General features: G+C 22.7%; 19 protein-coding genes. 3 read left to right on the forward strand and 16 right to left on the reverse strand.

What is annotated here, in order from left to right:
• Positions 1 to 570: 570 nt before the first annotated feature.
• The 13 genes from HH195_RS12680 to HH195_RS12095 all read right to left on the reverse strand — a co-directional run bounded on the left by HH195_RS12680 (position 571) and on the right by HH195_RS12095 (position 15,321).
• Positions 571 to 702 carry a hypothetical protein gene (locus HH195_RS12680; RefSeq protein ID WP_256437759.1) on the reverse strand — a complete coding sequence of 44 codons (132 nt, stop codon included), beginning with the start codon at positions 700 to 702 and terminating at the stop codon, positions 571 to 573.
• Positions 703 to 723: 21 nt separating this feature from the next.
• Positions 724 to 921 (reverse strand): ATP-binding cassette domain-containing protein, encoded by a 198-nt coding sequence (locus HH195_RS12040; RefSeq protein WP_196372064.1) that lies wholly within the window; start codon positions 919 to 921, stop codon positions 724 to 726.
• Positions 922 to 1,156: 235 nt separating this feature from the next.
• Entirely contained in the window at positions 1,157 to 1,444 is a 288-nt protein-coding gene (locus tag HH195_RS12045; RefSeq protein WP_196372065.1) for a hypothetical protein, read from the reverse strand.
• A gap of 115 nt (positions 1,445 to 1,559) precedes the next feature.
• Positions 1,560 to 1,829, reverse strand: coding sequence for a hypothetical protein (locus HH195_RS12050; RefSeq protein ID WP_196372066.1), 270 nt, complete (start codon positions 1,827 to 1,829; stop codon positions 1,560 to 1,562).
• 72 nt (positions 1,830 to 1,901) lie between these two features.
• Positions 1,902 to 2,102, reverse strand: a complete 201-nt coding sequence (locus tag HH195_RS12055; protein ID WP_196372067.1) for a hypothetical protein — start codon at positions 2,100 to 2,102, stop codon at positions 1,902 to 1,904.
• A 148-nt stretch (positions 2,103 to 2,250) separates the two neighbouring features.
• Positions 2,251 to 2,757 carry a hypothetical protein gene (locus HH195_RS12060; RefSeq protein ID WP_196372068.1) on the reverse strand — a complete coding sequence of 169 codons (507 nt, stop codon included), beginning with the start codon at positions 2,755 to 2,757 and terminating at the stop codon, positions 2,251 to 2,253.
• A 689-nt stretch (positions 2,758 to 3,446) separates the two neighbouring features.
• Positions 3,447 to 4,691 carry a DNA-binding response regulator gene (locus HH195_RS12065; protein ID WP_196372069.1) on the reverse strand — a complete coding sequence of 415 codons (1,245 nt, stop codon included), beginning with the start codon at positions 4,689 to 4,691 and terminating at the stop codon, positions 3,447 to 3,449.
• A gap of 338 nt (positions 4,692 to 5,029) precedes the next feature.
• On the reverse strand, positions 5,030 to 6,922 hold the full coding sequence (locus HH195_RS12070) for an FUSC family protein (RefSeq protein ID WP_196372070.1): 1,893 nt from the start codon (positions 6,920 to 6,922) through the stop codon (positions 5,030 to 5,032).
• Between the two features lie 113 nt (positions 6,923 to 7,035).
• A complete protein-coding gene (locus HH195_RS12075) occupies positions 7,036 to 8,463 on the reverse strand; it encodes a hypothetical protein (protein ID WP_196372071.1) in 1,428 nt (475 codons plus the stop codon).
• A 127-nt stretch (positions 8,464 to 8,590) separates the two neighbouring features.
• Complete coding sequence (locus HH195_RS12080) at positions 8,591 to 9,040, reverse strand: hypothetical protein (RefSeq protein WP_196372072.1); 450 nt, start codon at positions 9,038 to 9,040, stop codon at positions 8,591 to 8,593.
• A 74-nt stretch (positions 9,041 to 9,114) separates the two neighbouring features.
• Positions 9,115 to 9,852, reverse strand: coding sequence for a class B sortase (locus HH195_RS12085; RefSeq protein WP_196372073.1), 738 nt, complete (start codon positions 9,850 to 9,852; stop codon positions 9,115 to 9,117).
• A gap of 106 nt (positions 9,853 to 9,958) precedes the next feature.
• The gene (locus HH195_RS12090; protein ID WP_196372074.1) at positions 9,959 to 14,008 is read right to left on the reverse strand and encodes a SpaA isopeptide-forming pilin-related protein; all 4,050 of its coding nucleotides are present in this window, start codon (positions 14,006 to 14,008) and stop codon (positions 9,959 to 9,961) included.
• A gap of 701 nt (positions 14,009 to 14,709) precedes the next feature.
• Positions 14,710 to 15,321, reverse strand: coding sequence for a GNAT family N-acetyltransferase (locus HH195_RS12095; RefSeq protein ID WP_196372058.1), 612 nt, complete (start codon positions 15,319 to 15,321; stop codon positions 14,710 to 14,712).
• Between the two features lie 516 nt (positions 15,322 to 15,837).
• Between HH195_RS12095 and HH195_RS12100 the strand changes: the two genes are divergently transcribed.
• Positions 15,838 to 16,659 (forward strand): replication initiation protein, encoded by an 822-nt coding sequence (locus tag HH195_RS12100; RefSeq protein ID WP_196372059.1) that lies wholly within the window; start codon positions 15,838 to 15,840, stop codon positions 16,657 to 16,659.
• A gap of 859 nt (positions 16,660 to 17,518) precedes the next feature.
• Here HH195_RS12100 and HH195_RS12105 read toward each other — a convergent pair.
• Entirely contained in the window at positions 17,519 to 17,962 is a 444-nt protein-coding gene (locus HH195_RS12105) for a hypothetical protein (protein WP_196372060.1), read from the reverse strand.
• Positions 17,963 to 18,121: 159 nt separating this feature from the next.
• A complete protein-coding gene (locus HH195_RS12110) occupies positions 18,122 to 18,334 on the reverse strand; it encodes a hypothetical protein (protein WP_196372061.1) in 213 nt (70 codons plus the stop codon).
• A 201-nt stretch (positions 18,335 to 18,535) separates the two neighbouring features.
• Between HH195_RS12110 and HH195_RS12115 the strand changes: the two genes are divergently transcribed.
• A complete protein-coding gene (locus HH195_RS12115; RefSeq protein WP_196372062.1) occupies positions 18,536 to 18,823 on the forward strand; it encodes a hypothetical protein in 288 nt (95 codons plus the stop codon).
• 449 nt (positions 18,824 to 19,272) lie between these two features.
• Positions 19,273 to 19,656: a DUF2116 family Zn-ribbon domain-containing protein gene (locus HH195_RS12120; RefSeq protein WP_196372063.1), complete on the forward strand. Its 384-nt coding sequence runs from the start codon at positions 19,273 to 19,275 to the stop codon at positions 19,654 to 19,656.
• Between the two features lie 321 nt (positions 19,657 to 19,977).
• On the opposite strand, the gene HH195_RS12125 is transcribed toward HH195_RS12120, so the two are convergent.
• Positions 19,978 to 20,640: a recombinase family protein gene (locus HH195_RS12125; RefSeq protein WP_195926848.1), complete on the reverse strand. Its 663-nt coding sequence runs from the start codon at positions 20,638 to 20,640 to the stop codon at positions 19,978 to 19,980.
• Positions 20,641 to 20,671: the final 31 nt, after the last annotated feature.

Below are 20,671 nucleotides of genomic sequence, written 5' to 3' on the forward strand. Positions count from 1 at the left end.
AAGTTTATTTGATAATTTTATTGTATAGTCAATTAAAATATTTATCAATTTATTTTAATTGTTTTATAATAATCATTTATACAAATAGTTATTTTGACACTTTTATAATATACTCCTATTATTTTAATTAAGTTTCCTATTAAATAAAATCAATAAAAATAACACCTTAACAAATATATATTTCTAAAAATATATAAAAAAATACTCAAAATATTACTATTGAATGTTTAACATATAAAAATATACTCATTCTATTTATTAGTTAGTTTTATAAAAGCTTCTTCTACTAATGAATACTTTATCTGTTTTGGATCATTAAACTTACTATCATAAATAATATTACTTTTATGCAAAATAATTATTCTATTGTATATTTTTTCAGCTACATCTAAAATATACGTTGAAAATATTATAGTTTTTCCTTTATTAGAATAATCTTTTATAATTTGTTTTAATGAGTTTATTGCATGAGGATCAAGTCCATTTAAAGGTTCATCAAATATTATGATATTTGGTTCATGTATTAATGCACCTATTATTGAAATTTTTTTCTCATTCCATGGGAATAATTTATAATTTTATTATTTGTTCTCTTCTCTCTTCAGTAGAAATATTATACATATCACATATAAAATTTAAATATTCAATACCTTTTAATTTTAAAAATATATTAGAATCATCAGAAAGGAATCCCATATTCATTTTGGTGCTTAATGGATGATTTTAGATATCTTTCTTATTTATTAATATTTCTCCTTTATCTGATTTAAGTATTCCTGTAAGCATTTTTAATGTGGTTGTTTTTCCAGCTACATTATGACCTATTAATCCAACTATTTCCCGTAGCATAATTACTAAATTAAGATTATTAATAACATTTTTATCATTATAACTTTTGTATATATTTTTAAATTCTATCATCATTATCCTCTAACAAAAATTCAAGATTAATTACTTGAATTTAACATATTCAAAATTATTAAAGAAGAGTTTAAAATTAAAATTAATATATAAATACTAAGAGAAATCAGATTTGATGAAGATTTTCCCAATTCAAATGATTCACAAATATATGTTATTATTAAAATTACAGGACAGATTAATAGACCGATTAATTTATTAACGCTATAATTTATATCAAATAAAAAAGTAATATTTAAAAAGAGAATAATTCAAGTTGTCCATCTGTATTTCTCTTGATTTTTTGAATTGAAGATTTAATTTCTTCAATCTTCTCAGGCTTTATCTTTACTGATTCAAAATAACTATATTGGATTTTATGTTTATCGAATAAATATGCTATTATATTTTTCATAGTAGTTGAAGAACCTTTATATTTATCATCCCCCATCGAAGAGTAAGACAATATAGTTTGAATATCATCAACCAACGTTTCATTATCAATATCTATTTCTAAATACTGAAATATAGCAGCTATAACCATAGATATTCCTGTTGAATATTTGTTGTGCTTTTCTATATCTTCAATAGTTGAAATGGAAAATGGGTATTCTATTTCTTATGAAAGTTTTATAAGAAAATCATTAAATTTTTCAAATTTAATGATTTTCTAAATTTTCATCTTTATTATTTTTATATTTAATTGATTGTTCTCTAAGAAATTCTTTAGAAGTTTGAACTGCATCCTTTATATTAGCTTGTAGCCCGTTTTTTAATATACTAAATATTACACATATTTCTTGATGTTTTTTTTGTTTATCATTACGTGCTTTAGTCATATTATATATTTTAATTAATTTTACTTCTTTTTCACTTAACTTTATTCTTTTATTTTCTTTATCAGTTTCCTTATTTTTTTCTGCATCCATTTTTTTTTATTAAACCATTAATAAAATTTTAATATATTTTCTAGTTTTTATAAAATATATTAAAATTTTAATTTATTGAGTTTCTAAAGGTTTTGTATTTCGATTGTATCTTTTAAATAGTTCTATTTCTATATCTGGATCATTGAAACTTTCGAATTCTAATACAGATAAATGATTACCAAGAATCTTTATTTTATCTTTTGTATCTAATTGTGAAATTTTTTTGTTACAATATGCTGGATTATTACCGAATATTTCTAAATCTTTTAGCACCTAAAACCTTCATTTATGGTATTTATTTAAAGATATTTATCTATGTTTATGGAGAAAAGTAGATTCAAGAAAATATTATATATTAACCTATAAGAGCAATATATAATACACATATAATGAGTTAATCTTTTTTAGATAATTATATGATTTAATTTATATTTTTTGAATTTTTAGTTTGTTTTTTTAATTTTATCCATACTAAATTATTATCATAGTTAGAATATATAAAATTAGCTTTTATATTATTATTATAATCATAATATATATAAGTTTTTAATCCTTGTTCTTTATCATACCATTTATCTTTAAAGTTACCGCCTAGAATATCTTTAACATCATTTACTTTAGTTAAATCTGTATTTCCATTGATAGATATAACTACATTATTATCAAAATTACTAAATAAACCATCTATTATTCCATTATCCACATTTATAGCTATTTCATTAAATCGATAATTATAATTATCATCATATCCATCAACTTTTGTATACTTAGTTAAATTAACATTTTCAAAATCATCGCCTAATACTATATTATCAATCGAAATGTCAGTTAAATTAGTTGTTTCAATTTTTATAGCTTTCCAACTATATAAACATAATACTATAATAAAAATAATACAGGAAAAAAGTAATACGATTTTTTTTCTCATTTTAATTACTACCTCCTAAATTAAAAATGTAAAATAAATAATTATTTATTGCTTAACTTCAACTGTATAATTATTTCTTAATTCATTTAGAATATTATTTTTTTAGTTTCATTTTTAATGTCCTATTTTCACTATTTATAATACCATTATATATAAATAAAGTAAAAAATTATATACAAATATAGAAAAAGCATTAAATAAAAACGGTTTAAATGTTTCTGAAAACGAAATAAAAGGAATAAGTGATAATGCAAGCTTCACAAATGAAGGTATAGCTAATATTTGTTTAATAAAAGAAAATGTTAGAAAATGTTAAAGAAATTATTCATTCTGTTAATGATACCATAGAGGTTATAAAGTTTAATAACTTAAACTCAATAAATAATACTAGATATTATTTTCATAAAAAAATAGTATAATCTTTCTCTAAAAAAACATAACATAGCCTCAATATATGACTTTCCTCCTTTAAACCCTTCAGACCAACTTATAATCCTCAAAAGTTACGTAACTGCTACTAATAACTAATAACTGTTATTCAAAGTAACACAGCTCCTTTAACGTAAAAAAGTCAATAAATAGACTGGGTACTAAAGTACCCCTATAATACAAGCCGAGAAAATTTTGCACCTTTTTTTTATTTGATAAATTTTTTAATATATTTTATAATCATAATACAAAGAACAAGGTTATATTAAACCTTGTTCTCTTAGAAACTTGATATCATTTATACAAGTTCGTTTAGAAATATTTAATTGCAAATATATTTCTTTTTGTTTAAGACCTTTGGCGAGAAGGTCTTTTATTTTTATCCTTCTTTGTAATATCTTTTTTTCTGCTGTTAATTTACCCTGAGTTTCTAATTCTTCTTTATACTTTTTCTTTTGATACTCTCTATCCCTACGCTTATATTCCTCTTTAGAGATTATTGTTTTCATTTCTTTTTGTTCTTCATCTGATATTTCTAAAAGATTTATTAAAGTCTCATTTTTGTATTTATAATCTTTATTTTGGTCTTTAAATACTGTTTCTGCCGATTTAGTGGCACTTAAAACTTCTTTTTCTCTTAATGGCTGCTTAAACATATTATTTAACTCTAATGTATCATTTAATGATTTTTCTATATCTTCAGTAAAATAACACAAATAATATCTATATAAAAATAATACAAGTTCTCTATGACCTTTTAAATTATACTCTCTTAATTCACATAGCTTTATTAAGTCCTGTATTCTCGCATAGTAAAGACTTCTTTCTCTATAGATATATTTAACCTTTTTAGGTCTACCTCGTCTTATAGGTGCCTTCTCGCTTAATTCTGGCATATATTCATTTTGTATCTCTCTTAAATCATATAAATAATCATAATTATCTATTATTTTTACTTCTGTATGTGTTTTAGAATTAATACTTCCTGGTATCCTTAATATTCTTGTTGCATCTAATGCTTGTCTATCTGCTCCAAACTCTTTTAAACTTCTATAGAAATATTCTTCTACTGCTTTCCATAAAGGTAAAGCCATACTTGGAACTTTTCTTATAAGCCATATTAAATATAATCCTCTTCCACTATCTATAATAAAATTTGGTGTAGGGATGTTTTTCCCAAAATAATTTTCATTTAGATTCATTAAAATCTGTTCTTTAGTAAAATCTGTTTTATATGTATCTAAATCTATAAATAATGCATTAAGTTCTTTAAGATACTCTATTCTTCTATAAGTTTTATAAAAGGTATTCAAAGTAATGTATACATTATCCTTATCAAACTTCAGTTTTACCAACTGCATATGCTTATAATGCCATTGTTTATACCCTTCTGCTGATATTTTAGCTTTAGTTATCCACCCGTCACTATTTCTATGAACTATATTTATATATTTAACACTTTGAGATAACTCTTTTTCGTCTTCTTGTTTTAAAGCTAATACCACTTTTCTCTCTCACCTCCCATCTTTAGTCAAATTATAACATAACTTAAATTTATTTAAAATCAATATAAAACACCATATTTACTTGTACATATAAGTTATCTATAAATTAAATAATAAATAGATGGATAAGTAGTAATATGTCTAAACCTAAATGTGTATCATGCAATAAATGTTTTAATACATATGAGAATAAATGTATATTAAATATAAAAAATAGTTAATAATAAATTAAAAATTATAGATACTTAATTAAGATTATTAATTAAGTATCTATAATTTAATCAAAGAATTTATAATTTTTGTATTTTTATTAATATAATTTAAATACTAATTAATATTTAAATTACTTGTGACACTTTAGCATTATCGTATATTTCTAGTAATAAATAGGAAAGAGCTTTTATGTTATCTGAAACATTTTTATTTTCTAAATTATTTTTTAAATTTTTAGGATTGTTTTTAAAATTATTTAAAAATTGTATTAAGTTTTGTTGTTCTTCATTAGTTAATTTATTTTGTTTAATAAAATTTGTGAAAAAATATATAGAATTACTTAATGCTATATTATTTTTAGCTATATCTAATAACTCTTTATTATTAGTATTTATATTAAGATATTGTAAATTTTCTATTTTTGTTTTTTGAAAACTTGATACCAATAAATAACTATTATTAACATAATTATCTAAATTATTATAAAGAATTATTTTTTCTAAATTATTAAATAAATCTTTTAACATGTTGTTTGAAGTTTCTTCAAGTTTATTATTAGCTTTTGGGACATTATAAAAAAATAAAAATTTGTTTACTAATAAAGCTATTACTGTACCTATTAATACATATCCTATTCTTAGTAGTGATATTATTATAACATTAACATGTCCATAGTTACCAACTATAGTTAAGGATTCTGATGGCATTAGAGCCATTCCTATAGCTGTTATAGTAATTAATATCATAGAAGTTTTATAAGAAGATCTAAAATAACTCATAAGATATCCAGCAAATAGAAGTATAATTCCTCTAGAAATTTGAGTTGTAAAAATACTATATAAAATACTAATAATAATAGTAGCTATAACAGTAGAAAGAAATCTTTGTTTTGCCCTAGTAAGTGTTTTTTCATAATATGGTTGTGTAAGTGAAAGTACAGCATAAACAATCCATCTACCTTGTGTTAAATGAAAATACTCCATTATAAAAAATGTTATAGTAATCAATATGGCCATTCTAAATGAATATGATAATCTTATAGGATTAAATTTAAATTTAGTTAATGTATACGCATCATTTTCTCTAGATTTTCGATTAAAAGAAAATGAATAAGTACTTTTTTCTTCTTTAAATTCAATTAAACTTTTTATTGCAAATTCTATTTTTGTTTTTAGTTGAATATTAAACTTACTTGAATTGCTATCTTTTAATTTTAAATTAGTTAAAGAATTTTTATCATATTTTATAATATTATCTTTTAAAAGAATTAATTTCTCTTTTAATAAAATAAGCTCATCTTTTTTTACATTATCTATAAAAAAGTTTAAATTTTCTAAAGCTACAACTAAATTTAAACTAGTTTTACTCTCTTTAGATATATAAAATTTGCTTTTTTTCTTGTCGTAAATTATTGTTTTTAATTGATCAAGTAATTTATTAGATTCTTTATTAATTTCTTCAATATTTTCTTCAATATTTTCTTCAAATTTAGCATCAGTTAAGATTTCAATTTTTTTTATTAATAAATTAACATAATTGGGAAGTATTTTTTCGGTTGTTTTTTTTATTTTATTTTTATTAATAAAAAATTGTGGCAACATAACCATTATACCTACAACTATTAATGAAATAAGTCTTAACGGTAATTGTTGGGGTGTTATTTGAAAAGGTGCTAAAAATAAATATAAGAAAATAAAGGGTAAAAATAGAGGGGCTTTGGTTATATAACCAAATTTATAATAAATAAAAAAAACTATAATAAAGTTTATAGGTATTGCTAAAAATAAATGATTACTAGCTATATAAGCTCCTAATCCTATTGCAAAAAATAAAATTATCATCATAATAGTATTTTTTATAGGCTCAAATGATAAATCAGTTTGTAATAACATTAATAAAGCAGTAGCTCCAAATACACCAATTAATACATTATCACTAGAAAATATACATTGAAAGCTTAATATAAAAATCATTAATATAATAAATACAAAAGTATTAGTAATAATGAGCTTTTTCATTAGTTTCTCCTTTTTAATTAAATTTTTTAACACATTATATAAAATTATACAATATAAAAAGTAAAAACAAAATATAATTAAAATTATTATTAAATAATAATTTTAATTATATTCTATAGTAAGTATCCACTTTTTGAATTTTTACCTTTTTTAGTATTATATACTATGTAAGTACCAAAATTATTTTCATACAAAATGGTAGCCCTTTCATTAGGAAGAATTTTACCATTTTTTCTCTTAATATCAAAATTTATTTCATAAACATCAGTTAATTTATTAGAATTTTTATAATTATTTTCATTTAAATATTTTATTGTTCTATAACTATTTTTTATATAGCCTGTTTTTATTTTATTATTATATAAATATTCAATTAAAACTAATTGATTTTCAAAATTAATATTTAAAACTGTTATTTTAGTTCCTATAGTAAGCACAGGTTTGTTATAAGTTCTTTTTCCAGTTTCAGTTCTTAAATATACATTAAAATTTTTAATAATCGCGTTATTAGGATAACTAAATTTTTCTTTATTATATGTTATATTTACAAATCCACTTTTTGAATTTTTACCTTTTTTGGTATTATATACTATATAAAATTTTGACTCTTTTTTATATAATACGGTAAATTTTTCATAAGGAAATAACTTTCCATATGCTGTATCTTCATCTAGTTCATTTTTATAAACTAACATAGGTTTATAGTCATTTCTATAATTATTTTCATTCATATATTTTATAATTCTAAAGTCATTTTGTATAAATCCTCTTTTTACTTTATTATTAAATAAATATTCAATTAAAACTAATTGATTTTCAAAGTTAATATTTAAAACAGTTATTTTAGTTCCTGGCTTAAGAACTAATTCATTAATTAATTTATTACCAAATTTATCTCTTAAATATATGCTAAAATGAGTTATAATAGCATTATTAGGATAACTAAATTTATTTTTTTTAGGTATATTAGTTGTATTACTTTTAAATTCTAGAGAATCTTTAAAGATACTTTCTTCATATTTTTTTACAAATTTATAAAAGGTAGTTTTACTTAAATTTAATAAATCCATTGCTTTTACTGCAGTTATTTTTCCAGCTTTCCATTCATCATAAATTTTATTAAAATTAGAAGGAAGATTAATTTTAGGACGACCTCTTTTATTATTTGCTACCCTTGTTTGTATATCTAAATATATTAATTCTACAAATAAATCTATTTTATCAAAATTTAATTCATTTTTATTATTTAAATATCTATTTAATAAATTGGAAATATTTAAAATAACCACATTTATATTATTGTTTTTAAGTAAGTATAATTCTTGTTTTATTTCATCAACTTTTTCACCAAGCATACATAATTCTCCTAAAATCAAAGTATTACCTGGATATAAGTTAGTTTTTAAATTTTCTTTGTTAGCTATGAAAATATTTTTTTCATCTAAATAATAATGATTATCTAAACAATATTTTTCTATATCTTTCATATAATGTTTTAATTTATTATCATTACACATATATATAAGTGCTTTTTTATCCATATTATTACTCCAATATATTTTAATATCCTATATATCCATTAATTATACAAGTTACTAGTATGCTGGTCAATATAGTCTTTTATTGCTAAAACTATATTTAAATTATTTAAGATAAAAAAATGCCAAATTATCCATAAGATATTTTAACATTTTTTATAGAGATAAAACCCTCTTTTGCTATATATTTATTTTGACCAAATGATATTACATACCATTTATTAAATATAATTCCTATTATATTTAAATTAGTTTTGTTTTTAAATATGCTTATTACTTTACTTTTTTTGTTATCCTGATAATAAATTTTAGCATAACCTTTATATGAGTTAACTATAAATTTTAATCCATTAAAATTATCAACTTGTATAACATTAGATATATTATACAATTCAGCATTTTCAATATTGATATAAGGAATCCCGTTTATGTAACCATGTGCATGAAAATTTATTTTTTTATTAATCAATTTATATCCATAATATAATAATGAACTATTATTATAGTTTTGTTCTTGTATATTAATTTTATTTATAAAATCAGTATTATAATTATATAAAGATATAGATATAATTGTCATACTAGCAGCTAATATAGATAAAATTATAATAACTATTCATTTTTTCAAATTCATTGTACATTCCTTTCTTTTATTTATATTTCTTCACATATAACAATAATATGATTATCAGTACCATTTGATAAACATGTATTAAGGAATAATATATTATTTCCATTATAATTATCTATTTTATATATCTTTTCACTCATTAAATTATCTATAGTTTCTTGTCTTATTTTCTCTGAATTATTTCCTAAATTTAATTCAATACTTGGTTTTGTATATATAGCACTAAATACTTTAAAATATATAATTTTATTGCTTGTACCATTATAAATTTCTACTATATTATGCTTTTTAGCAAAGTCTATACTCTCATAATTAGTTAATTGTGAAAACATGATCCCATTTAACATGTTATGTCCATTAATTAATAATGTATTATTAGCTAAAGAAGTATTATCTTGATCTAATGCAATACATCCATTCCAAAACTTTTCTCCTTGCCAGTTATGATCTAAATAATAACTATCAGTTTTTCCATGTAATAAGGGATAATTTATATCAGTGCCTTTAATATATATCCATCCAATTACTTCACTGTTTATTTGTTTAGAATAATTATAATATTTTTCCATATATTTGGCAGAACCTATATTAATATCCTCTTTAGACTTATCAGATGAATTTATTGTACTAGTATTAATTATTACTTGTGATTTAATAGTTGAATAGTACTGAAAACTAATAAATAATACAGCAATAACAATATATATTACCAATAATACTGTTACTATTTTAAAAAACTTTTTTTTCTTCAGTTTTTTCAAAATATTCTCCTTGTTTACGAATTTTAATAATTTAAATATTTTTATTCTTAAATATATTATTAAAAAGTAAATAGTAATATAATATATTACTATTTACTTTTTTAATTTATAATAATGTATTTTTAGATTGTTTAATAATAAATATAATTATAAGAATAGTTAATAAAACTATAAATAATATAATTAATAATAATATATTATAATAAGAATTTATCCCTGTATCTGGTAGTGTTTTTATTCCTATTACTTTCTTATCTCCAGTGGAGTTAGTTGTATTTGTTACTTTCTTATCTCCAGTGGAGTTAGTTGTACCTGTTGCTTTCTTATCTCCAGTGGAGTTAGTTGTATTTGTTACTTTCTTGTCCCCAGTAGAGTTAGTTGTATCAGTTACTTTCTTATCCCCAGTGGAGTTAGTTGTATTTGTTACTTTCTTGTCCCCAGTGGAGTTAGTTGTATTTGTTACTTTCTTATCTCCAGTGGAGTTAGTTGTACCTGTTACTTTCTTATCTCCAGTGGAGTTAGTTGTATTTGTTACTTTCTTATCTCCAGTGGAGTTAGTTGTACCTGTTGCTTTCTTATCTCCAGTGGAGTTAGTTGTATTTGTTACTTTCTTGTCCCCAGTAGAGTTAGTTGTATCAGTTACTTTCTTATCCCCAGTGGAGTTAGTTGTATTTGTTACTTTCTTGTCCCCAGTGGAGTTAGTTGTATTTGTTACTTTCTTATCTCCAGTGGAGTTAGTTGTACCTGTTGCTTTCTTATCTCCAGTGGAGTTAGTTGTATCAGTTACCTTCTTGTCCCCAGTGGAGTTAGTTGTACCTGTTGCTTTCTTATCTCCAGTGGAGTTAGTTGTATTTGTTACTTTCTTGTCCCCAGTGGAGTTAGTTGTATTTGTTACTTTCTTGTCCCCAGTAGAGTTAGTTGTATCAGTTACTTTCTTATCTCCAGTGGAGTTAGTTGTATCAGTTACCTTCTTATCCCCAGTGGAGTTAGTTGTATTTGTTACTTTCTTATCCCCAGTGGAGTTAGTTGTACCTGTTGCTTTCTTATCTCCAGTGGAGTTAGTTGTATTTGTTACTTTCTTGTCCCCAGTAGAGTTAGTTGTATCAGTTACCTTCTTATCCCCAATGGAGTTAGTTGTATTTGTTACTTTCTTATCCCCAGTGGAGTTAGTTGTATTTGTTACTTTCTTGTCCCCAGTGGAGTTAGTTGTATTTGTTACTTTCTTATCCCCAGTGGAGTTAGTTGTACCTGTTGCTTTCTTATCTCCAGTGGAATTAGTTGTATTTGTTACTTTCTTATCTCCAGTAGAATTAGTTGTATTTGTTACTTTCTTATCCCCAGTGGAGTTAGTTGTACCTGTTGCTTTCTTATCTCCAGTGGAGTTAGTTGTATCAGTTACCTTCTTGTCCCCAGTGGAGTTAGTTGTACCTGTTGCTTTCTTATCTCCAGTGGAGTTAGTTGTATTTGTTACTTTCTTGTCCCCAGTAGAGTTAGTTGTATCAGTTACTTTCTTATCCCCAGTGGAGTTAGTTGTACCTGTTGCTTTCTTATCTCCAGTGGAATTAGTTGTATTTGTTACTTTCTTGTCCCCAGTGGAGTTAGTTGTATTTGTTACTTTCTTATCTCCAGTGGAGTTAGTTGTATTTGTTACTTTCTTATCTCCAGTGGAATTAGTTGTATTTGTTACCTTCTTGTCTTTTATTGTTTCATTTACAATTTGTCCGTTAGATGTTATTTCAAACTTTCCAACTTGAGTATTTATCGTATATCCTGTTGGTGCTGCTATTTCTCTATAGGTATATGTACCATATGGTAGATTAGCATCTGTTATTTCCCCTTTAGAGTTGGTTACACCTGTGTATACTATTTTATTAGCTGAATTTATTATCTCTATTTTTGCACCTGCTAATGGCGTTCCAGCTTCATTTTCTTTGGTTATTACTACTGTTCCCTCTATTTGGTTTATTGGGGTATCTTTCAAATCTCCTATATTGGTAATTTTACCAATATCATTAGAAGTAACATTAAATAAAATTTTATTAGTATCTATTGCATATCCAATTGGTGCTTTTATTTCTTTTAAATAATATTCTCCCGCTTTCGGAACAGAAAATTCTATTTTACCAGTATTATTACTTTCAACGGTTGTAATTTTAGTTCCATTTTCTGAATAAACAACATACTTTGCTCCACTTAATGTATCATTTAAATTTTTACTACTTACTTTAATTGCTTCTATTTCATATCCTTTTTTAGTTGTAACAGTATTAGTAGGAATACCATTTACATATGCTGTATTATTTACAGTTGTTCCATTTGGGACATTTGAGAATGATGTATTTAAAATAAAATCGTAATTATTACCTTTTCCAATATTATTATTGTTATCTATCTTAACATAATATTGATTATTATTATTAAGACCATACTTTATAGTAAATCCATCTTCTTTTTTTATATAAATACCATTTTCTAATTTTGCTACCGCAGAGTATCCTTTTAAATTTACTGAATTTAATATTACTCCTTTTTGTAAAGTATCAGTTATGTTTAAATTATTAGTAGTTTCTTCTCCATATGTATCCACATTTATTCCATATAAAACATTTTGACTATCATAATCTGTTAATTTATTAGTACTTACAGTTTTATAAGCTAAAAAACTTCCTTGAGATCCTGAATAATAAGCTGTTGCACTACTTATTTTGGTTGTTTTATCATAACTTATAGATGCTGTATTGGTAAAACTACTTTCTAACTTAGTAACCTCAGCATCATAATTAACTTGATAACCAAAATCCTCAGTATCAGGAATATATATATATATTTCTGTACCAGCTGTATTCATTACAACTGTAGGTTCATTAAATGTTTGATTTACATTTATAGTTTGTTCAACAATAGTATTTACATTAGGTCCTAAATTATTTAAATTTGAACTACTACTTACTAAATTAACATTAATATCATTTATATTTTCAATTTTTAAACCAGGTGGTAATTTATCTATTACTTTAATTCCTTTTACTTCTTGAATATCTGTGTAATTTGACTTCATATTTATGTATAATGCATAATCAATCATATCACCTATTTTAGAATAACTTTTTCCTGAAGTTATTGTTTTGCTAAATGCGGGGTTTATTGAATTAGGCTCTATATGTATAGTAGCACTATTACCAGCAATTAATTTATTTATATTATTATATAAATACGCATAGTTTGAAAGTGCTATACCAATAGTATTAGATAATTCACTAGTATTAATATCTACATCATAGTATATAATATATGTACCTGAATTAGGAAATTTTATATTCATAGTATTTTTACTATAAGTAATCAAACAATTTTTTGTAATATTTTGATTACTAGAGTTTAATATTTCTACACTATTTTTTATATAATTCATAGCACTATTATCTAACACATCGTCGCATGTGTAATTATCACCTTTAGTTGTTATATCAAGTTCATATCTTTCTTTTATTATTCCACCATTATTTTCTATTCTCTCACTAGAAACCCATTTTTTAGTGGAATTATCATATACTTTTTTAGTTAAGCTTCCATATTGTAAACTTCCATTAATAATACTTTTATTTCCTGTATCAGAATTTGAAGTACTATTTACTTTATTAGTATTTTGCGGTGTTATTACTAATGGAATAACTTCTCCTCCAACATTTATAGTTGTACTAATGCTTTGATTACTTGAATTTGAATTAAAAGTTGCTGTTGCATTAAATGTTGCACCAATAATTGGAACTTTAGATCCATTAACAAGTTTATACCCATTATCAATTAATTTTATTGTAAGCTTATCCCCATTAACAGAAAAATTAAAACCTGGTGTATTTCCAATATAAGACATTCCTGAAAATTGCTTAGGTAAACTTATTACTACTTCATTACTATTATTTATAGGCGAATTAGCTTTTCTAGTTAAATTTATACTAATTTTCACTAAAGAATTATTAGTTAATGATATAGAATTTTTTGAATCATTTAAATTTTGACCATTTAAACTTATATTTATATTATAAGGAAAACTTGTATTATTAGAATACAATATTGCATTACTTTCTGGAATATAAAATCCCATTACGCAAAAAATTAAAAAAACACATAAAAGTATTCTTCGTACTTTTTTCATTATTACCTCCTATGCATTAAATATATTAAGAAAAATTTCTAAAATAGTATATTATATTAAAATTTTTAAATCAATTTTATAGCAAATATGCTCTATAATATATAAACGTCTTTAATTTATAAATTAAAGACTAAAAAACAAATTATTAATAATTTGTTGTAAAACTATTAACAAACTATTAATAATTTATTAATAATTTATGTTTATAATTTTTATAGATAAAAATTGCATATATTAAATAATTTTGTTTTATAAAACTTCATTTTGAAAAAATTTTGAAGATATATAAAAATATAATGTTATATTAATAAATAAAATTACATTTTTACATTGCATATTATAAATAAAAATAAATTTTTAGCAATTTAATTTCAAAAAATAAAATAAGTTCCTATTATCATGATTATGAATTAGAATAGAATAAAAAAATAGTACAACTTTAAATATTAAAGATAATTTTTTATAAGTCTAATTTAAGTATTTTATAAACACTAATAATTATTATTCATAAAAAATATTTTATAAACTATTGATTGGTATGACCAATTATGGTAATATTAAATATGTATTTAATATTTTTAAATTTTCTCTATAATTGATAATTAATTTTTTCTGTAATCTTTAAACCAAAATAAAGAATTAACTTCATTATTTTGGTTTAAATTATCTTGAATATGTTTATTAATTTAAATTTAATTTTTTTAAAAAATATTTTTAACTGTTAATGAAAAGTTTCCAGCAAGATTTTCGAATTCTTTAATTCCACAGTCTTTCCATGCATATTGATGTGCAATTTCAAATCCATTATTTAACATTCCATTTTCAGAAAAAATGTTAGTGCATTCAGCATAAATATAATCAAAATTATTATCTTGTGCTATTTGTAAAGTTTTTTTTATTAATTCTTTTCCTATACCGTATCCAACATAAGATTTATCTACTCCCATTGTTTCAATATGAAAAAGTTTTTTATTTATAAATGGTTCTTGTTTTAAAACAATGTTTAGTTTTTCAATAGCTAAATGTAGTTTTTCAAATGGATTTTTAGAATTTAAAGATAACGTTTGATCTTTAGATGAATCATTCATATCAGAACAAATAATAAATCCTATTAATTCATTATTATTAAATGCACCTATTGAATATCCATTACGTATTGATGATAATAATTGTTTACCTAGTATTTTTTTAAATTCATTTTTTGAAATATTTAATCTAGGTGTAAGTGGTTCATTATTCAAGAAAACATCTGTATGAAGTTGTAGTGCTTCGTCTAAGTATTTTTCGGTAATTGGTTGTATTAAAAAATTCATATAATGTTGCTCCTAATTAAATTAATATTATTTTTAATTTGTATTATATACTTTTTATAAAATTATTTCTAATTTCCTTTAAAGTTTTATCAGCTTTAAAAATAAATATTATTTTACTTTTATATTCTAATATTTTCTAAAAATATATAATATTACTTTAATAAATTAAATAAGGAATATAAGTATAAAATTTAGAAAAATATAAAATTTTGTATCTTCTTTTCTCTTTTAATAGTATTTAATAGTATTTAATAGTATTTAATGTATTTAGACGCTCTAGGATTGGCTTTTCATGCTCCTTTCGAGACTTATACACCTACAAATTAGGGAGAATACACCTACAAATTAGGGAGAATACACCTACAAATTAGGGAGAATACACCTACAAATTAGGGAGAATACACCTACAAATTAGGGAGAATACACCTACAAATTAGGGAGAATATACCTACAGTAGACAGATATTATGTATGGATGTATAATATACTAAAATAAACCAAAGAAGGGGAAAAATAAATGAATGATTTACAAGTCTTATTTAAAAGTAATGCTTTAATTAAAGCAAAGTATGATTTTACAGTTTCACAGAATAGAGTTTTACAAAAAGCATTTTACGAAATACAAAAAAATAAAATTAATGTTGCGAAAATTACATTGCAAGAATTAAAAAGTTTAATTAAATTTAAAGATTATAGTACAGTAGAAGGTATTAAGAGATTCTTAGAAAATCTTAAAGAAAACGAAATAATGCACATTAAAGACAATGGAGAATGGTTAAAAGTACAAGTTATTAGTGGATATAAGTATAATCCTACAACCAAAATTTTTAAAATTGAAATTCCTATGTTATTATTACAACTTATCCATGAATATACTCAAACAGGATTTACCCCAACTAATGTTACTAAGTATATTGGTTTAGGTGCTACTAATGCACAAAGATTATATGAATTACTTAGAATGTGGACAGGCAATAAAACAATTATCGAATATTCTGTAGATGAAATTAAAGAATATTTAATGTTACAAAACAAATATAAAGTATTTAACAATTTTAGAGTTAGAGTAATAGAATCTGCTGTTAAGGAACTTAGAGAAAAAGAATTATTAGATATATACAACGTTGAATATGTTAAAACTGGACGAAAAGTTACTAGTATTAAATTCTATGTTAAAGATTTAGAACCTAGAACTTATAAATTTGAAACTAAAAAAGATTTTGATAAACCTAAAAAAGAAGTTTCTGGTTTTGCTAACTTCACTCAAAGAAAATATGATTATGATAAATTAGAAAAGCAACTTTTGGGCTGGGCTGATGATGAAGAAGATTATGAATAAAGATGAAGATGTTTATTTTATTTAGATAAACAAACATATGAGTATACATATATTGGTGAAGAAGATATTAAAGAGATAAGAGAAGATGTTTGAAGCAGAATTCGAGAAATTTCATTTTCAAGCTTAAATTAAGTATTTCATACTTTTAAAAAATCAAAAAAAAGTATGTCGGAAATATGTATACAAAATTTAAAAAAGTGGCTTAATTCATTACGTATACGCCATTCAATTTTAATAAAATTATTTTTTATCACATTCGGAAGTTCATTGCTAAAAATCAATTTTCTTAAATGATCCTACTATATCTGTCAAATTAAAAATTTTTTTATGAATAATGTGTGTTAAGTAGGTAAATTTTAAGAATAGAGATATAATTCAAAAGCTTAATCCAAAAAGTTATATATTTTAAGAGTTGTATTTATAATAGATATATAGCTTTTGGGGATAGATATGGGTGTATACACGTACATTAACTCAACCTCAAAAATTAATAAAGTGTAAAACACCAACTATCTAAAAAAGTATCTTTAAAAAACAGACCCTACTTTTATAGTTTACTCCACTATCGCTTTATAACGCTACATAAGACTTTTAAAATTCTTTTTTTAGATAAATATACTTATAAATTTTAAAAACTCTTATAGAGCAATGCAACAGTATTCTATATTCGTATTCGTAATGGCATATGCTTAACCTCTAATAAGCTATATTATACAATAAATTAAAAAATATATTAGAGTTTAAAGTAATTTAAATCATCTATATATTTTAAAAATTTTTTACCTTGTTTTTATATTGTATATTAACAATTTAGTTAAACATAGTATAATATTATTTTATCTTCAAATTATTTCAATATTTATTTTAAAGTTACATTTATAAAATCTGATACAACCACTACATAAAACGATACATTATCAATAAACTCTTTAACTGTTGTATTACTACTAATTTTAAGTTGGATTTTTGCTATTTGGTTAGAACCATTACGTGATTTTATATCAAAATCATTGTATTTTTTTATATTATTATGAATTTTAGTTTTAATTATGTTTCTCTGAATTAAATACTTATAGTAGCCATTGTTTGTTGACCTTTGTTTTGCTTCTCTCACGCTAATATAAGGATTAATTTCATAATGTAAGTACAAATTCATATTTTTATTTATAACGTCATAGGATGTTTCAACGCGTATATCAAATGTATTTTCTACATTATCGTATTTAATATTATTTATTAGATATTTATAATCTATATTTTGGAACTTTTCGCCACTTGGAATTTGTTCAGGAATTAGAGTCAAGTATATAAAGTATGGCTCAATATCTTTATAGTTTAATTCTACTTTTTCGTATAATTCGGATATACATTTTTCATTAGTATATCTTTTTGTTTGTTCATATCCTTCTATTGCTTTTAATTTATTTTCAATTATTATTAGTTTATTACAATTAACTTCATCTCATTTTAAAGCTATAACTATATCGGGTATACCCATTGAAGTACTTATCCTTGTATAAGCTTTAACAGTATATGAAGAAACATTCTTTAACTGTACTAAGTTTTCTAAAGAAGTTGTTTTAAATGATACAGAGTTATTTAGACTATGAGCTAATAAATTGCTTATTATATCCTCTTTATAAGTAACTCCTAATATATCCATAATATTTATCATAATCATCTCCTTTATTTATTTTAATTTTGTTATACCCTTGCTTAATAAACTACTGTATAAACTTTTCCTCTAATTCTTTTTACTTTAATAACTCATATATCCCCTTAATACAATCTTATATGTAAATTATTATAATATATGGTTTATATTAGTGCATAATATAGATGTTAGTGTATAATATAGATGTTAGGGGGTGAGATTATGTTTGGAATTCCAGGTATGGATTTAGGACGAATAATACTATGTATTGTAATAGGAATAATCTATGTGTATAAATTTGTTAAGCATAAGAAACTAGCTAATTTAATAATGGTTTTTGTATGTATATACGGACTTACATCTGCAAATTTTATACTTAAACCATATAGAGACTTATTAATCAATAATAACTTATATATTGTGGTAAATGTTATTATATTGCTATTCATAGGTTTATTAATAGCGTATAGTATATTAAGCAAATATATTAAAAAAATTAACAGAAACTGAAATATTAAATAAAAAACAGGTTAGATACGTTTCTAGTTTGTTTATATGTGCTATAAAATGTATAAAAAATGTGAAGTTAGTTATCCATATGTTACTGACTAAAATAACTTTCTAGTCTTTTATATACAGCTCCTGCCAAAGATGATACTAGCTGATGCTAGTATCTTTTTTATTAGCCTAAAAATAATTATAAATTATTTCAAAGTATTTTATATTCACTCTTACTTTGAGATAATTTCCACCCCCATTTTTACCCTATTCAGTTTCAATCGTAATTTATACTGAAAATTGAAGTATTTAATAGTACATTGGGCAAATAAAAAAACTTTTCAAGTAATATTAGCCGTTATACTATTTGATAGTGACAATAAATATATATAAACTAAAATCATATTAAAAAGTGAAATAATTAAATTGGTATATTACTGTATGTTTAGGAAGTGATTATTTTGAAATGTATTTGGTGTTCAAAGGAGTTAGTGGATAATGATTCTAATGTTTGTTCAGTAGAATGTGAAAATAAATATAATGCATTTAAAGAAAAAGTTAATAAAAATAAATATAAGTTTTTGTTATCATTTCCAATATATATGATTATATTTTTAATATTAATTGTAATTGAAGGCAATTCATCTCCAAATAAATTCCCAGTATGGGCTATGTTTTGGCTTAGTTTTGGAGTAGGAATTATATTAACTGTATTCCCTTATGCTACACCTAAAACCAACAAGGCGATTGGAATGCAAAAATCGATATTTCTTTGTAGATTATTTGGAATACTGGCTATTATATTAGCATTATTTATATTAGTATTTTATTTTGTATTAGTATAAACCTGTGAAATATAATAACAGATCATATAATACAAGTGTTATTGGAAAGAATATAATAAGCTAGAATACCAATTGTAATTTTTGTGAATATATTTTAATTATTTAAAATGGGTTAGTGGCAAATAATTTTATATTTGTTTATCTTATTATTCAATCATCAATGTAAATGTTTAAATAAGCTCATGAAAACTTTTAAAACTCAATTGATGTAATTATATTAATAGTGTATTAAAACTCTTATAAAGGCGTATAAGGGCAAATAAAAAGATACTAAATAAATTAGTATCTTTTTATTATAATATCTATAATTGTGTTTGATGTTTATTGTTCTTTTACTATCGATATATACTTCTTTAGCGTATTTCGACTTATATTGTGTTTATTCATCAAATCTATTTGTTTTATACTTCTATCACTTAAAAACTCTTTTATATCATCTCTTAATTTATCACTCATTTTATCAAGTTTACCTTGTTTTCTTCCACTTTTCTTATCACTTGCTTCAATACCTTGTTTTATTCTCTTTACTATAAGTTCTCTTTCTTGCTCCACTCTATCCAATTCAACTATTAATAACAATTTTATTGTGCTATCTAAAGCAGTTTTAGTAACTAAGTTTTGTGTATTAGCAATACTTGTTAAGTTTTTTATATAATCTGTTGATACAGTTGGATTATCTAAAAATACTAAGTTAATTCCCTTCTCCATTAATTCCATATATTTTTTATATCCCTCTTCAGCCTGGCGTGTGAATCTTGATATTTCTTTAAATATTATCGTGTCCCCTTTTTGTAATATCTTTTCTAGTTTACTCCAAGATGGTCTATTAAATGTACCTCCAGTTGTATCATCTTTAAAGCTTAATAAATATTCTATGTTATTATCTTTTGCATATGTCTTTAAGCTTTTCTCTTGCCTATTAAAACTTTGTTTATCATTGTTCTCTTTGGTTGAAATTCTCATGTAGCTATAATAATTTCCCATATTTTTAATCCTCCATATGTTAATTAAACTA

This window comes from Candidatus Sarcina troglodytae (genome assembly GCF_015708635.1).
Taxonomy (GTDB): Bacteria; Bacillota; Clostridia; order Clostridiales; family Clostridiaceae; genus Sarcina; species Sarcina ventriculi.